General features: G+C 62.6%; 13 protein-coding genes. 4 read left to right on the top strand and 9 right to left on the bottom strand.

Annotation, left to right across the window (positions count from 1 at the left end; all coding sequences use genetic code 11):
* Positions 1 to 2 precede the first annotated feature (2 nt).
* A complete protein-coding gene (locus tag M1D87_RS00640) occupies positions 3 to 941 on the top strand; it encodes an MlaD family protein (RefSeq protein ID WP_046616914.1) in 939 nt (312 codons plus the stop codon).
* Positions 938 to 1,564, top strand: coding sequence for an ABC-type transport auxiliary lipoprotein family protein (locus M1D87_RS00635; protein ID WP_123085454.1), 627 nt, complete (start codon positions 938 to 940; stop codon positions 1,562 to 1,564). The genes M1D87_RS00640 and M1D87_RS00635 overlap by 4 nt, the downstream gene beginning before the upstream one ends.
* A 342-nt stretch (positions 1,565 to 1,906) precedes the next feature.
* On the opposite strand, the gene M1D87_RS00630 is transcribed toward M1D87_RS00635, so the two are convergent.
* The 6 genes from M1D87_RS00630 to M1D87_RS00605 all read right to left on the bottom strand — a co-directional run bounded on the left by M1D87_RS00630 (position 1,907) and on the right by M1D87_RS00605 (position 7,392).
* Positions 1,907 to 3,136 carry a nucleoside recognition domain-containing protein gene (locus M1D87_RS00630; RefSeq protein ID WP_085619011.1) on the bottom strand — a complete coding sequence of 410 codons (1,230 nt, stop codon included), beginning with the start codon at positions 3,134 to 3,136 and terminating at the stop codon, positions 1,907 to 1,909.
* A 221-nt stretch (positions 3,137 to 3,357) separates the two neighbouring features.
* Positions 3,358 to 4,686 carry a glutamate/aspartate:proton symporter GltP gene (gene gltP, locus M1D87_RS00625; protein ID WP_003256981.1) on the bottom strand — a complete coding sequence of 443 codons (1,329 nt, stop codon included), beginning with the start codon at positions 4,684 to 4,686 and terminating at the stop codon, positions 3,358 to 3,360.
* Between the two features lie 743 nt (positions 4,687 to 5,429).
* On the bottom strand, positions 5,430 to 5,900 hold the full coding sequence (locus M1D87_RS00620) for an inhibitor of vertebrate lysozyme family protein (RefSeq protein WP_003256983.1): 471 nt from the start codon (positions 5,898 to 5,900) through the stop codon (positions 5,430 to 5,432).
* Positions 5,901 to 5,902: 2 nt separating this feature from the next.
* Positions 5,903 to 6,064, bottom strand: a complete 162-nt coding sequence (locus M1D87_RS00615) for a DUF1328 domain-containing protein (RefSeq protein ID WP_003252966.1) — start codon at positions 6,062 to 6,064, stop codon at positions 5,903 to 5,905.
* A 41-nt stretch (positions 6,065 to 6,105) separates the two neighbouring features.
* Complete coding sequence (locus M1D87_RS00610; RefSeq protein ID WP_039612421.1) at positions 6,106 to 6,396, bottom strand: hypothetical protein; 291 nt, start codon at positions 6,394 to 6,396, stop codon at positions 6,106 to 6,108.
* Positions 6,397 to 6,570: 174 nt separating this feature from the next.
* Positions 6,571 to 7,392 (bottom strand): BON domain-containing protein, encoded by an 822-nt coding sequence (locus tag M1D87_RS00605; protein WP_123085453.1) that lies wholly within the window; start codon positions 7,390 to 7,392, stop codon positions 6,571 to 6,573.
* 211 nt (positions 7,393 to 7,603) lie between these two features.
* Here M1D87_RS00605 and algB point away from each other — a divergent pair, with 211 nt between their 5' ends.
* Together algB and M1D87_RS00595 are read left to right on the top strand one after the other, a co-directional pair.
* Positions 7,604 to 8,950, top strand: a complete 1,347-nt coding sequence (algB, locus tag M1D87_RS00600; RefSeq protein ID WP_015268485.1) for a sigma-54-dependent response regulator transcription factor AlgB — start codon at positions 7,604 to 7,606, stop codon at positions 8,948 to 8,950.
* Positions 8,947 to 10,728 (top strand): KinB sensor domain-containing domain, encoded by a 1,782-nt coding sequence (locus M1D87_RS00595; RefSeq protein ID WP_123085452.1) that lies wholly within the window; start codon positions 8,947 to 8,949, stop codon positions 10,726 to 10,728. Before algB ends, M1D87_RS00595 begins: the two co-directional genes overlap by 4 nt.
* 40 nt (positions 10,729 to 10,768) lie before the next feature.
* Here the strand turns inward: M1D87_RS00595 and M1D87_RS00590 are convergent, their stop codons facing one another.
* The 3 genes from M1D87_RS00590 to M1D87_RS00580 all read right to left on the bottom strand — a co-directional run bounded on the left by M1D87_RS00590 (position 10,769) and on the right by M1D87_RS00580 (position 15,302).
* Positions 10,769 to 12,373: an EAL domain-containing protein gene (locus tag M1D87_RS00590; protein WP_015268483.1), complete on the bottom strand. Its 1,605-nt coding sequence runs from the start codon at positions 12,371 to 12,373 to the stop codon at positions 10,769 to 10,771.
* Between the two features lie 122 nt (positions 12,374 to 12,495).
* Positions 12,496 to 13,284, bottom strand: coding sequence for an N-acetylmuramoyl-L-alanine amidase (locus M1D87_RS00585; RefSeq protein WP_013970322.1), 789 nt, complete (start codon positions 13,282 to 13,284; stop codon positions 12,496 to 12,498).
* Positions 13,285 to 13,364: 80 nt separating this feature from the next.
* Positions 13,365 to 15,302 (bottom strand): GGDEF domain-containing protein, encoded by a 1,938-nt coding sequence (locus M1D87_RS00580; protein WP_123085451.1) that lies wholly within the window; start codon positions 15,300 to 15,302, stop codon positions 13,365 to 13,367.
* Between the last annotated feature and the right edge of the window lie 11 nt (positions 15,303 to 15,313).

Raw genomic sequence — 15,313 nt, 5'->3', positions numbered from 1 at the left:
CAATGGAAACCCGAGCCCATCACGTTCTTATCGGCCTGGTCACCGTCCTGGTGGTGGCCGGCGCCATGCTGTTCGGCCTGTGGCTGGCCAAGTCGAGTGTCGACGACGCCTTCAAGGACTACGAAGTGGTGTTCAACGAAGCCGTCTCCGGCCTGTCCCGCGGCAGCCCGGTGCAGTACAACGGCATCAAGGTTGGCGATGTGTCCACCCTGCGCCTGGACCCGAAAGACCCGCGCCGGGTACTGGCACGGGTGCGCCTGAGCGCCGACACCCCGGTGAAGGAAGACACCCAGGCCAAGCTGACCCTGGCCGGCGTGACCGGCAACTCGTTCATCCAGCTCAGCGGGGGCACCCCGCAAAGCCCCGAGTTGAAAGGCAAGGACGGCAAGCTGCCGGTGATCATCGCATCGCCCTCGCCAATCTCGCGCCTGCTCAATGACAGCAGCGACCTGGTGACCAACATCAACCTGCTGCTGCATAACGCCAACCAGATGTTTTCCGAGGACAACATCGGCCACCTCAGCAACACCCTGTCCAACCTCGACAAGACCACCGGCGCCTTCGCTGGCCAGCACGGCAGCATCACCCAGGCCATCGAGCAACTGGTGCAGGTGGGCAAGCAGGCCAGCGCCACCCTGGCCGAAACCCAGGCACTGATGCGCAATGCCAACGGCCTGCTGGGCAGCGAAGGCAAGCAGGCAATCGGCAGCGCCGAGCAGGCCATGCAGTCACTGGCCGAGAGCACCGCCACCATCAACCGCCTGCTCGAGGACAACCGCGAAGCCATCGGCGACGGTGCCCAGGGCCTTAACCAGCTGACCCCGGCGATTCGCGAGCTACGCGAAACCCTAAACGCACTCAAAGGCATTTCCCGGCAACTGGAGGCCGACCCTAGCGGCTACCTGCTCGGCCGCGACAACAACAAGGAGTTCCAACCATGAAACCGTCGCTGCGCCTGCTGGCCCTGGCGGCCGCACTGAGCCTGGCCAGTGCCTGCTCGATCCTGCCGCAGAGCGAGCCCGTCGACCTGTACCGTCTGCCGGTGAACCAGCCCGGCCGGACGGCGCCGGCGCTGGACTGGTCATTGCGCCTGAACAAGCCGCTGGCCAGCGAAGTGCTGGCCGGGCCACGGATTGCAGTGATTCCCCAGGGCGATGTGGTCAGCAGCTACAAGGGCGCGCGCTGGAGCGACGCAGTGCCGGTGCTGCTGCGCAACCGCCTGCTCGACGGTTTCCAGCGTGACGGCCAGGTACAGCGCCTTAGCGCCGACGATAGCAACCTGCAGGCCGACTACGAGCTGGCTGGCGAGCTGCAGGCGTTCCAGACCGAATACCGCGCGGGTGGGGCGGTGGAGGTGGTGATCCGCTATGACGCACGTCTGGTCCAGGGCCGCAGCCAACGCATTCTGGCCAGCAAACGCTTCGAAATCCGCCAGCCGCTGGCCGACAAGCAGGTGTCAGCGGTGGTTGCCGGCTTCGGGAAGGCCTGCGACCAGCTGACCGGGCAGGTGGTCAGTTGGACCATTGCGCAGGCGGGTAGTACACAACCACCATCAGTCCGTTGAATCAGGCCCGGTTCTATCTCCTGTCAGGGCCTCATCGCCGGCAAGCCAGCTCTCATAGAACAACACATGACTCATTGGTTCGGCGAGGTTCTGTAGGAGCAGCCTTGTGCTGCGAAGAGGCCGGTACTGACAAAGCCTTTCTATCGCTTGTACCGGCCTCTTCGCAGCACAAGGCTGCTCCTACAAAGGCCGCGTCAGACGAGCGATATTTGTTCTCTGCGCGACAGCGCAGCCCAAAAGGGCTGGGTAATCTCCCACAGGTACTTCGCATGCCTTGAAGTCTGTGAGGTCAAGGTGGGAGCTGGCTTGCCGGCGATGGGCCGCAAAGCGGCCCCAAAAAGGTCAGGCGAAGAACCAGTAGCAGACGAAGATCGCCGCGATCACACCGGACAACTCCGCCAGCAATGCGCAACCGACGGCATGGCGCACGCGCTGGATACCCACCGCACCAAAGTAAACCGCCAGCACGTAGAAGGTGGTTTCGGTACTCCCCTGAATCGTCGCCGCCACCAGCGCCGGGAAACTGTCCACACCGTGGGTCTGCATGGTCTCGATCAGCATCGCCCGCGCCGCACTGCCGGAGAACGGCTTGACCAGTGCCGTGGGCAGGCCTTCGACGAAGCGGGTGTCCAGGCCCAGCCAGGTCACCGCATGGCGAATACCGTCCAAAGCCAGCTCTAGGGCGCCTGAGGCCCGCAATACACCCACCGCCACCAGCATCGCCACCAGGTAAGGCAACAGGCCCTTGGCCACATCGAAGCCTTCCTTGGCGCCTTCGACAAAGGCTTCATACACCTTCACCCGCTTCAAGGCGCCGATCACCAGGAACAGGATGATCACGCCAAACAACGTGAGGTTGCCCAGGATCGACGACAGGCTCGCCAGCGCGGCCGCCGAGAGGGTGCCGAGAAAGGCCATGAACCCGCCCAGCAGCAATGCACCGGGGATCAGGTAGGCGAGCACTACCGGGTCCCACAGGCGCAGGCGCTGCATCACCGCCACCGACAGCAGGCCGACCAGGGTCGAGACGCTGGTGGCCAGCAGGATGGGCAGGAACACCATGGTCGGGTCCGCCGCACCTTGCTGGGCCCGGTACATGAAGATGGTCACCGGCAGCAGCGTCAGCGACGAGGCGTTGAGCACCAGGAACAGGATCTGCGCGTTGCTCGCCGTGGTGCTACTGGGGTTCAGCTCCTGCAGTGCGCGCATGGCCTTCAGGCCGATCGGCGTGGCGGCGTTGTCCAGGCCCAGGCCGTTGGCGGCGAAGTTCATGGTGATCAGGCCCAGGGCCGGGTGGCCGGGCGGAACTTCCGGCATCAGCCGGGCAAACAGCGGGCCGAGCACCTTGGCCAACCACTCGACGATGCCAGCCTTCTCGGCGATCTTGAGAAAGCCCAGCCACAGGGTCAGCGTGCCGAACAGCAGCACCATCACCTCGACCGACAGCTTGGCCATGGCAAAGATGCTCTCGACCATCGCCGCGAAGATGCCGGCGTTGCCGCCTACCAGCCATTGGGCCAGGGCGGACACTGCCGCCACCAGGAAAAAGCCAAGCCAAAGGCCGTTGAGCATCCGTGTGTTCCCCCTGAAAAATGCCCGAATGATAGCGGAAGTTGTCTGTACCGGCCTCATCGCCGGCAAGCCAGCTCCCACAGGGATATCACAAGGCCGGAAACCAGCGCGGTACCTGTGGGAGCTGGCTTGCCGGCGATAGGGCCGGTACCGGTGCCTGTGATCCTCACAGGCAACAAAAAGCCCCGACAGGTCGGGGCTTCTTGTTCAGCTCATCAGGCTCAGCGCTTGGCAGCTTCGCCAACCATGGCCGCTTCCTGCTTGCCGGCCATCAGCGAGGCGTAGTACTTCTCGCCCTTGGCGGCGTCGTACATGCCTTCCCAGCGCGCGATGACCAGGGCTGCCAGGGCGTTGCCCACAACGTTCAAGGCGGTACGGGCCATGTCCATGATGCGGTCGACACCGGCGATGAAGGCCAGGCCTTCCAGCGGGATACCCACGCTGCCCAGGGTGGCCAGCAGCACCACGAAGGAAACACCCGGTACGCCAGCGATGCCCTTGGAGGTGACCATCAGGGTCAGCACCAGCAGCAGCTGCTGGCTCCACGACAGGTCGATACCGTACAGCTGGGCAATGAATATGGCCGCGATGCTCTGGTACAGGGTCGAGCCGTCGAGGTTGAACGAGTAGCCGGTCGGTACCACGAACGAGCAGATCGACTTCGGAGCACCGTACTTCTCCATCTTCTCGATCACGCGCGGCAGCACGGTTTCCGAGCTGGAGGTGGAGTAGGCGAGAATCAGCTCATCTTTCATGATGCGCATGATCTTGATCACCGAGAAGCCGAACAGGCGGGCAACCAGGCCCAGCACCATGAAGGCGAAGAAGGCGATGGCGAAGTACACCAGTACCACCAGCTTGGCCAGCGGCAGCAGCGAGCTGAACCCGAAGTTGGCCACGGTCACGGCGATCAGGGCGAACACGCCGATAGGGGCGTAGTTCATGATCATGTGGGTGACCTTGAACATGGTCTCGGAAACCGCCTGGAAAGTACGCACCAGCGGGTCGCGCAGCTCTGCCTGCAGGCTCGACAGACCCAGGCCGAACATCACCGAGAAGAAGATGATCGGCAGCATTTCGCCACGCATCAGCGCTGCGAAGATGTTCGACGGGATCAGGTTCAGCAGGGTTTCGATGAACGCATGCTCATGCTGCACCTCGGCCGCGGTAGCCTGGTACTTGGAGATGTCCACTGTACCCAGGGTGCTCATGTCGATGCCGGCGCCCGGGTGGAACAGGTTGGCCAACACCAGGCCGACGACGATGGCGATGGTGGTCACCACTTCGAAGTAGATGATGGTCTTCAGGCCGATGCTGCCCAGTTTCTTCGCGTCGCCAACCCCGGCGATACCCACGATCAGCGACGAAATCACGATCGGGACGACGATCATCTTGATCAGGCGAATGAAGATGTCACCAGCGGGCTGGAGGACGTTGCTGATCCACCATGCCTTTTCTGCACTGAAATGATTCAGTAGAGCGCCGATTGCAACACCCAGGACCAGACCGATGACGATCTGCCAGGCGAGGCTCAGTTTTGCCTTCTTCATGTCTTTACCCTTTGTTCTAGTGGTCATGGGCACCCAACGGAAACGCGCGTAACAGAGCTGTTGGCTAGGTCACGGGCAGCAGCTGCTTCCGTCCGGCGACTTCATGTAAGGACACCGCAGGCGAGCGACAGGGGCGCTCGGCCGGCGAAAAAGGCGGCAACTATTGCGATGGCAAAGGGGGAAATCTAATGCCTGAAGCGCATGACCCATGCCGTTTATGCATAACGTTTCTGACCAAAACGGGAGGTTCGCAAGTGCTTGATTTCCAACGTTCGGAATCCCGAACAAGACCAAACCGCCATATTTAGGCAGATTTGGCAGGGTAAAAAGGACAGGGGCGATGGCTTGTTCGACAATCCGAATGGCCGAAATGCCACTTGAACAAGCGCCGAGCTGATCGAAAAAAATTGATGTGCGGTCGAGACAAAATGTGTCTCGAAGAAGAAATCGCGCAGGAAGAGACGTTTCCTACATGGCTCCTCGGAAGTCAGGTCTGGTCAGATGCCCCTATGGCACCGCCGACCTGAAACTTCCGATTCCGCCGTTCCTGACCCGGCCCATTGCTGGAGGCACTCCCTGTACCCCTAGGCCACTCCGATCCTGCAACAATCAGAACAGCCCGGCCCCTTGGTCATGTGCAGCCCCTCCTCGGGGCGGCGCATCATAGAAGGCTGAAATATAGAAAGGTTCAGCTTCTATTACGTGACAGTGCATGACCTTTCATCCGTACCGGGTACAAACGCTCAGTACCAGTTCGGGTCACGCTTGAGCTGCTCCTGCAGCATCGCTTTCATGCCGTCGTCCGGCTCACCCAGCCAGCGGTACTGTGCGTGGCGGGTGGGCGACTTGTCGTTCGGCAGACCTTCGGGCACCTCCACGAGCATCCCGTAGGCATCATCCTTGTCCCAGCTGAACGCCACGATCAGGCGCTTGTAGGTGCAGTTGTCCTTGCCTTCGCACAACGGGCCGACCAGGTACTTGTCGCCGTCCTCGGTAACGGCAGACATCTGCTGCTGGGAACTGCCGGTCAGATTGACCACCCAGTCAGGCAGGCGTTCCTCGCCTTTGATCGTGTCCTGCCAGGTTTCCCTGTACTCCGGGTCCGAGCCGAGCAACTGGTCGACCCGGACCTGGCCGTCATTGGCCGCCATCGCCGCTGCACTGCCACCCAGTAACAGGGCGGCAGCCAGGGCTGTCCAACGCTTCCTGCCCATCTTCAACCTCGTCCACGTCCAAAGAAGAAGGAGGCTACGAACAGCACCAGGAAGACAATGAACAGAATCTTCGCGATACCCGTGGCAGCGCCCGCGATACCACCGAAGCCCAGTACGGCGGCGACAATGGCGATGATGAGGAAAGTGATAGCCCAACTCAGCATGGTGGTTCTCCTTTCTTTTTCGGAATCGGTTCAGCCGGCGGTCAGAACACCCAGCGGTCCTGGGGTACGATATTTTCCAAGGTGGCCGGTGACGCAGCGGCCTGGCCGGTTGGCAGCGGGTCGGCGGCCTTGACCAGGGTGTTGGCACGGGTTGCCTGAATCTGCGTCAACAGGGCGGTCTGCGCCGCCACTTGCTCGGCCAGGCGTGCGGTCTGCCAGCTGTAATAGAAGAGGCCAGCGGCCAAAGTCAGTACCAGCGCCAGGCTGAGTGACAACACCTGGCGCAGGGGCAGTGCGGCGCTCTGCAAGCGGTTGACGGATTGGCAGTTCATGCCGGCTCCTCCTGCTGTAATTCTTGTTCAAACCTGAATAAGTAATTGCAGCCTGCATGCCAGCCTTTTGAATCAAATAAAATCCTTTTAAATCAAATATTTACGCAGAAACGCGATAATCGACAGGGACGTATCCTGCACGATGCCTTCCTTGGGGTCGTGCGAATTGCACGATCAACCTTCGACCTTGGTCGCTACCTTGAGCAGGTCGGCGTCCACCCCGCGCACGCCGATGATCTGCCTAGCGATTTCCACGGCGATGGTTTTCTGCTCGCTGCTGACCACTTCGCCTGAAAGCCGAACCAGCCCCTCTTCGCTGGCTACTTTCAGGTTCAGGCCATCAAGGTTGCGGCTGAAGCGGTAGCTGTTCTGGATCTTGTCGATGATCCAGCTGTCACTCGGCTGCGGCCCGGTCGGCAGCCCAATCGGAGCTTCCCGGGCCTTGGCCATGGCGGCGGTATCGAGGCTGACCAGGTTGTTGACCAGGTGCACGCCCTCCGTGGTGCGCGCCACCACGCCGGCCAGCTCCTTGGCCTCGGCACTGTCGACCTTGCCGCGCAGGGTCACCACACCTTCGCTGCTCTGTACATCTATAGGTGCCTTCTCGGTTATGCGGCTCCATAGCAGCCGAGCACGGATCACCGCGGCCAGGGTGGCATCCTCCAGGCGCTGGGCGTAGGCACGCAACGCCAGCGGGCGCTCCACCAGCTGGGCATTGACCCGCAGTTGGTTGTCAACTTGCTCGATGCCACGGGTAGCCAGAGCCACATGCTCTGCCAGCTGGCGCTCGACGTCGTTCTCCACCTCACCGGAAAGGCGCGCCTGCTTGCCATCCACCACGACCTGAATACGGAACGGGTCGAGCATGCGGTTCAGCGACAGGGCAGTTTGCAAGGCCCCCTCCAGGCGGGCGTCTTGCACCGGATCGGCGAATACCGGCGTGAACACCGGTAGCAGTGTGGCTGCCAACATGGCGGCTCGGATGGAAAAGGGCATGGCAGTGCCTCCTTTTGTAGGCAAAAACTGAAAATCCTCGCAACCAATGTGCCACCGTGCGCCTCTAAGAAAATCATCTGGATAGCGCGGCCTCCACGCGCTGATTGGCCAGTGGCTAGCATGCAAAGGACAGGTTCCTTCACAATGGACCATGCAACTTGCCCGATTTTTCCCACACTAAATGAAGATCTTTCCTAAAGGAGCGCAGCACATGGAGTCAGCCCAGGACAACCAAGGCCGCATTCTGCTGGTGGATGACGAGTCCGCGATCCTGCGCACCTTCCGCTACTGCCTGGAGGACGAGGGCTACAATGTGGCAACGGCCAACAGCGCCGCCCAGGCCGAAGCCTTGCTGCAGCGCCAAGTATTCGACCTGTGCTTCCTTGATTTGCGCCTGGGCGAGGACAACGGCCTCGATGTGCTGGCGCAGATGCGTATCCAGGCCCCCTGGATGCGGGTGGTGATCGTCACCGCGCACTCAGCGATCGATACGGCGGTAGACGCGATCCAGGCCGGCGCCGCCGATTACCTGGTCAAGCCGTGCAGCCCCGACCAGCTGCGCCTGGCTACCGCCAAACAGTTGGAAGTGCGCCAGCTTTCCGCGCGACTGGAGGCCCTGGAAGGTGAAGTGCGCAAACCCAAGGACGGCCTCGACTCGCACAGCCCGGCCATGATGGCGGTACTGGAAACCGCCCGCCAGGTCGCTACCACCGACGCCAACATCCTCATCCTTGGCGAGTCGGGCACAGGTAAAGGTGAACTGGCCCGGGCCATCCACGGCTGGAGCAAGCGCGCGCGCAAATCCTGCGTGACCATCAACTGCCCGTCACTGAACGCAGAGCTGATGGAAAGCGAGTTGTTCGGCCACACCCGCGGCGCCTTCACCGGCGCCAGCGAAAGCACCCTGGGGCGAGTCAACCAGGCAGATGGGGGCACGCTGTTCCTCGACGAGATCGGCGATTTCCCGCTGACCTTGCAGCCCAAACTGCTGCGTTTCATCCAGGACAAGGAATACGAGCGCGTCGGCGACCCGGTAACCCGTCGCGCCGATGTGCGCATACTCGCCGCCACCAACCTCAACCTCGAAGAGATGGTGCGTGAGAGCCGTTTCCGCGAAGACCTGCTGTATCGCCTGAACGTCATCACTTTGCACCTGCCGCCGCTGCGCGAGCGCAGTGAAGACATCCTGACCTTGGCCGACCGCTTTCTCGCCCGCTTCGTCAAGGAATACTCTCGGCCTGCGCGCGGCTTCAGTGACGAAGCCCGCACAGCCCTGCTCAACTACCGCTGGCCCGGCAACATTCGCGAGCTGCGTAACGTGGTGGAGCGGGCCAGTATCATCTGCCCACAGGAACGCGTGGAAATCAGCCACCTGGGCATGGGCGAGCAGCCTGCTGGTAACGCCCCTCGCATAGGCGCCGCACTGAGCCTTGATGAGCTGGAGCGCGCCCACATTGGCGCGGTGCTGGCCGCCAGTGACACCCTTGACCAGGCGGCCAAGACCCTGGGAATCGATGCATCCACCCTGTACCGCAAGCGCAAGCAGTACAACCTATGAAATGGCCGCCCATGAAGCTGCGCACGCGGCTTTTCCTCAGCATTTCGGCGCTGGTCACCGTGGCCCTGCTCGGGCTGCTGCTGGGTCTGGTCAGCGTGCTGCAGATGGCCACGGTGCAGCAGCGACTGGTGCGCGATACCACCCACACCTTGGAAATAGGGCTGAAGTTGCGCCAGAACCTTGGCGAACAGTTGACCCTGATCCTCGATGACGAGACCGCCCCGGAAAACCTGCGGCTGCTGCAAGACAACTTCCAGACCCTGCTGAACCAAGGGCTGGACCAAGGTGGCGAGCGCACCGGCTTCAGCAAGGCCAGCAGCAACTACCAGGCCTTCCTCCAGGCCTACCGCGACAGCCCGGCGCCCTCCCGCAGCATGGGCGTTGACCAACCACTCGGGGCCGCGTTCAACCAGGTCCGCACCGATCTGATCGATTCCCACAAGCAGGCCCTGGAGCACATCACCCGCAGCGAGGAGCACACCCGCGACCACGCCCTGCTGGTCAGCGGCGTACTCGGCCTGATGGGTTTGGTGGTACTGGTACTGGGCTTCATCACCGCGCACAACATCGCCCGGCGCTTCGGCCAGCCGATCGAAGCATTGGCCAAAGCGGCCGACCAACTCGGCAAAGGCGATTTCGACGTCACCCTGCCGGTCACACAGGCCACCGAACTGAACCAGCTCACCCGCCGCTTCGGCCTGATGGCCGATGCCTTGCGCAAGCACCAGGCCACCAACGTCGATGAACTGCTGGCTGGCCAGCAACGCTTGCAGGCCGTGCTGGACAGCATCGACGATGGCCTGCTGATAATCGATCGCCAGGGCCGCCTGGAACACCTCAACCCGGTGGCGCAGCGCCAGCTGGGCTGGACCGACAGCCGCGCCGGCAGCAGCCTGGCCGAAGCCCTGCAGCGCCCGGAACTGGAACAGCAGCTACGCCAGGTACTGCGCGGCGGCAACCTCGACCGCCAGCCAGACGACCTGAACATGGACGTCGATGACGAAACGCGCCTGCTCGCCTACAGCCTGACCCCGGTCAGCCACCCGCAAGGGCCGATACTTGGCGCAGTGATGGTGTTGCATGATGTAACCGAGCAGCGCGCCTTCGAACGCGTGCGCAGCGAGTTCGTCCTGCGCGCTTCCCACGAGCTGCGCACTCCGGTGACTGGCATGCACATGGCCTTCGGTCTGTTGCGCGAGCGGCTCAAGTTCCCGCCAGAGGCGCGCGAGCATGACCTGCTGGAGACCATTGGCGAGGAAATGCAGCGCCTGACCCAGTTGATCAACGACCTGCTCAACTTCAGCCGCTACCAGAGCGGGATGCAGAAGCTCGAGCTGGCTCCCTGCGCCATAGACGAACTGCTGGAACGTGCACAACATCGCTTTGCCGAGCCGGCGGCGAACAAGCAGATCGAGTTGATCACGGAGCTGGAGCCGCCGCTACCGCGTATCCAGGCCGATGTCGCCCAACTCGACCGGGTGCTGGACAACCTGTTGCACAATGCCGTCCGCCATACCGCCAGCGGCGGTCGTATCCGCCTGCATGCACGACGGCATGCGGAGCGGGTGATCATCAGTGTCGAGGACAACGGCGAAGGCATTGCCTATGGGCAACAGGGGCGCATCTTCGAGCCTTTCGTGCAGGTAGGGCGCAAGAAAGGCGGCGCGGGGCTGGGGTTGGCGCTGTGCAAAGAGATCGTGCAGCTGCATGGCGGGCGCATGGGCGTGTTTTCCCGACCGGGGCAGGGAACCCAGTTCTACATGGCACTACCGGTCTGAATGTACCCTGCCCCCGGCCCCATCTTCGGTGCCGGATCAGTCAATGCTCAACCCGCCGCGGCAGCCGACCTCGAGTCACCAGTTCGGCAAACTGCCGGGCATTCAGTGGCCGGGCAAAAAGCCAGCCCTGGCCATAATTGACCCCTTCGCTGTTCAGCAGCACCGCTTGGTCTTCACACTCGATTCCTTCGGCAATCACCCGCAGGTGCAGATCGTGGGCCATGCGAATGATATGCGGGGCAACACCGCTACTGGCGGCGTCGTGCCCCAAGGCATCGATAAACGCCTTGTCGATCTTCAGGCAATCCACTGGCAGGGTTTGCAGGTACGCCAGGCTGCAATAGCCAGTCCCAAAATCGTCGATCAGCACTTGATGCCCCACTGCGCGCAGCGCCTGGAGGTTGTCGCGGGCCACAACCACGTCGATCAGGCCGCGCTCGGTCACCTCGAAGGCGATCTGGCTGGCCGACACACGGTGCAAGGCCAGCAAGCGTGCCGCCACCCGGCCGATGCGCGGCACCATCACATCACAGGCCGCCAGATTCACCGAAATGTACAAGTTGGGATGCGAGCGCAGCAGTTGCCCTAGCTGTTCCAGCACACGCTGCAGGACAAAGTCCGTGATCTGGCGAATCTGCCCGGTGTTTTCCGCCAAAGGGATGAACAGGTCCGGGCTGGTCAGGGTACCGTCCGGGCGGCGCCAGCGCACCAGAGCCTCGGCCCCGACACAGCGTCGGCTGTCGAGCTCGAAGATCGGCTGGTAGAGCACCTGCAGTTCGCCGCGACGCAAGGCATTCTGCAATTCCGAGCTCATCGACCGCCGCTGCAGGATCAGTTGCAGTACCAGCCAGCCGATGCAACAGGCCGCCAGTACACTGCCGGGGAACAGAAGCCAGAGCATGCCGTTCATCCTCAACGGCAGGCTCGCCCGCGGGGCGATCAGCACCAACTGGTAGTCCGGTGACTTGGTCGGCATTCGGTAGATCAGGCGATCGCTGAGTTCAAGCAGCGACTTGTGGCTGGTTGACCAGGCCGAAGGAGGCGGCCATACCTGCGGTGGGCCCAGCACGGGGATGGCCCGGGCACCGTTGTCCAACACCACCACCAGGCTGCCGCCCGGGGGCAGGTCGACCACATCGGTCAGGTGCCCACGAGAGGTGGATACCACGAACTTGCCCCTCCCAAGCATCAGCGCGGCCAGGTTCTCGTTCGGCTCGGTCGTGGTATTCAGCCAGTAGCTGTAGGTCGGCCCTTGGATGTCGGGGGCGCGCAAGGGTTCGAACGCCCGCTCATCACCGCGGTTTGAGCAGGCCACATCTCCATCCACGTACGCCGCTTCATAAATGAAGCGGGAACTCAGGCCTACCTGCTGCAATGCCGTCAGCATCGCCGGGCTGCAGCCGCGCAAGGGTTGCGCCTGCAGCAGGTCGACCCCTTCGCGCAACTGGCCGAACACCTGCTCGAGGCGCTCCAGAAAGCGTTCGCCCTGGGCGTTCATCTGTGCACTCTCGCTTTGCTTCATCTGTTGCAGGGCAATACCGATGCTTGCAGAAAGCAACAGTGCCGCGCTGGCCAGTGCTGCCAACGTGGCCAGCATCCAGGGACGGTAAAAAATTTGGCGCAGCAAGGCGATGAGGGCTGACATCGAGGGCATCCAGTTGATTACTAGGTTATAGCAACTGAATCAGGAATCACCTTTGCCGTTTGGCGCTTCGCTACAAGCGCCGAAGGCCGCTTCTAAACAAGAGCCCGTCTCACCTTGGCAGATCAACGCATCCGGTTGAGCACCTGCAGCATCGCCGCCGTCTGCGCATCCGGCATGCCATCGAAGCGCTGCGGGCGGAAACGCATCTGGAAGGCGGCGATCACATGGCGGGTGGCAACATCCAGTACCCCAGTCTGCTCGATCGCATAGCCAAACCGCGCCAGCTCCTGCTGGTACCAGCCCACGCTCGGCGGGTTGACGCTGAAATAGGCTTGCTGCCGTGCCACGGCAGTTGCATCCGGCCAGACCCCCAGCCCGGCGTCGGCCAGGCGTTTCCACGGAAATAGCGGCCCAGGGTCAAGCTTGCGCAGCGGCGCGATATCGCTGTGGCCAATGATGTGCCGTGGCTCGATGTTGTTACGCTTGACGATGTCCTTGAGCAGCGCGATCAGCGACTGGACCTGCGCTTCGCTGTAAGGGTGCCAGACCCGCCCATTTGGCGTGTCGGTGAAGCCCGGGTTGACGATTTCGATACCGATGGACGAGGAGTTCAACCAGGTCCGCCCCTGCCACTGGCTATCACCGGCATGCCAGGCGCGGCGGCTTTCATCCACCAGCTGGTACACCGTCGCCGGGCCGTCACCAATCAGATAGTGGCTGCTGACTTCCCCATGGGTCAGCAACGCCAGGGAACGCTCCAGCGAAGCATTGGTGTAGTGCAGGACAACGAACTGGATGCGGTTGTCCTGGTTGATCGAAGGGTGGCTACGGTCGATGCGCAGGCCGGTCGAGCAACCGGCGACAGACAACAGCAGGAAGGAAATCAGGGTTTTTTTAAGCGTGGAAAGCACGTCAGTGGCCTCAGCGTATGAGCGCTACAGTATAACGTGCTCCCCAAGGGCCGTGCGTGCCGCGAGTCTGCAGTTACCGGCTATGCCAGCTCGACACGGTTGCGTCCCGATTCCTTGGCCCGGTAAAGCGCCGCATCGGCGCGCTTGAGCACCTGATCGCCGCGCTCGCCGGGACGGAATGCACCCAGGCCGATGGACGTGGTGATCACCACCCGTTCGCCCTTGAAGTGGAACGGGCACGCCTCGACCGTGGCCCTCAGCACCTCGGCTATCTGGGCAGCGGCAGCCGGCGAGGTCTGCGGCAGCAGCAGGACAAACTCCTCGCCGCCAAACCGGGCGATGAAGTCATGGCCGCGCAGGCGCTTGCGCAACTGGTCGGCGACGATCTTCAAGACCTTGTCCCCAGCCAGGTGCCCATAGCTGTCGTTGATACGCTTGAAATGGTCCAGGTCGAGGATCGCCATCGCCAGATGGCCGCCGTGTGCCTGCCATTCGAGCATTTCGCGCTCGACCCGCTCGCTCCAGGCCGCACGGTTGGGCAGGCCGGTGAGGGGATCGAGCAAGGCCTTCTGGCGCTGCTCTTCCAAGTGCTCACGGTAGCCGAGCGCCTCTTGCTCCATGTTCGCCACCCGCTCCGACAGCCCTTGCAGGCGTCCAGCCAGCTCCTGTTCGCGGCGATCACGCTCATGCTTGTGCTCATCCATGGTCACCAACAGACCTTCCAGGCGGTTTTCCAGAATGTGCTTGAGGCTGTCGACGTCGGCGGCACCTTGCACACTGCTCTGCAGCCCGTCGACGTGCTCACGCAGCTGGGTATCTAGCTCGCGGGCGGCCGAGCTGTTGTCGGCATGGCCGGCGCTAGCCTCGTGCAGGTGGCTCTGGAAACCTTCCAGGCGTTCGTTGAGCTGCTGCAGGTAGGTTTCGAATTCGTGCTGGCCGCTGTCGGTGATCGCCAGCATGAGCACAGCCAGGTCATCCAGCACCGGTATCAGCTCATACCAGTTCAAGCCCCGGGCGACGCGTTCACGCATCTCTAGCGCCTGGGCCTTGTGTCGCTCCGGCAGGCTGAGGTCATCGAGCAAGCCGATCAGAGTATGCTCGATGTGCTCGGCAACCTGGCTGTAGGGCGGCTCCACCGCGTAGGGCAGGGCGTAGGGGCCATCTTCGCCAAAGGTTTCTTCGAGTGTTTGCGCCGGTCCTGCTTCAACCGGCGGCTCGCTGGCGATAGCTACCGGTGCCGGTACATCGTCCGGGAGCGGCTGCGGCAGCGGGGCTGGTGACAGTTCGGCCGTTTCGATAAGCGCCGGGCCTGGTGCCTCCAGCTCGGGCTCCGATATTACGAGGGCTTCGACAACAGAAGCTGAGGAGGCTGGCAGCGGCTGTAGCGCGTCCATATCGTCGGGCTGCGGGGCATCGGCAGGTGCCGCCAAAGGCTGCGCCTCGGCAACCGGCAGCGCCAGAGGCACAAGCGCTGGCTCGCCTTGCACGCCATCCTCGCGGCTGCCGAACAAGCGCTGCAAGAAGCCGGGGCGGGTCTCCGCCGCCGATTTACCCAAGGCTGACAGCGCGCGGCCCTGCAAGCCGCTCAACTCGCCCAGCAACGGTGGCAGGTCGCGTGACTGGGCCACTCCGCCATCGAGCTTCTTCGCCAGCTTTTTCAACGGACGCGACACATCGTTCGGCAATGGCAGGCCTTGCAGCTGGTCGACCAGCGCTGTCAGCGCATCGCTGACCTGGTTCATGCGGGCTTCCCGACGCTGTTCGGAGTCCAGTACCGCCTTCTCAAGACGAGGAATCAACCCGGCAAGGCCGGCGTCCATGTTGTCGCTGCGGATGACCTCGCGCATTTCCTTCATGCACTGGTCCACCACCTTGTCGCTGCCTTCGGCAGCCAGGGTGCTGCGTACCAAGCCACGACGCAGCAGGTCGAGACGGGCGTCCCAACGGCGCTCGAGCTTTTCCTGCTGCTCGATGCTTTTCAGGTATTTTTCTTTCCAGCGCTCAGCGTCTTCAGTCATGCCCGGGTCCG

Source organism: Pseudomonas sp. SA233 (assembly GCF_054792385.1).
This window is presented reverse-complemented; position numbering and strand designations above follow the sequence as displayed.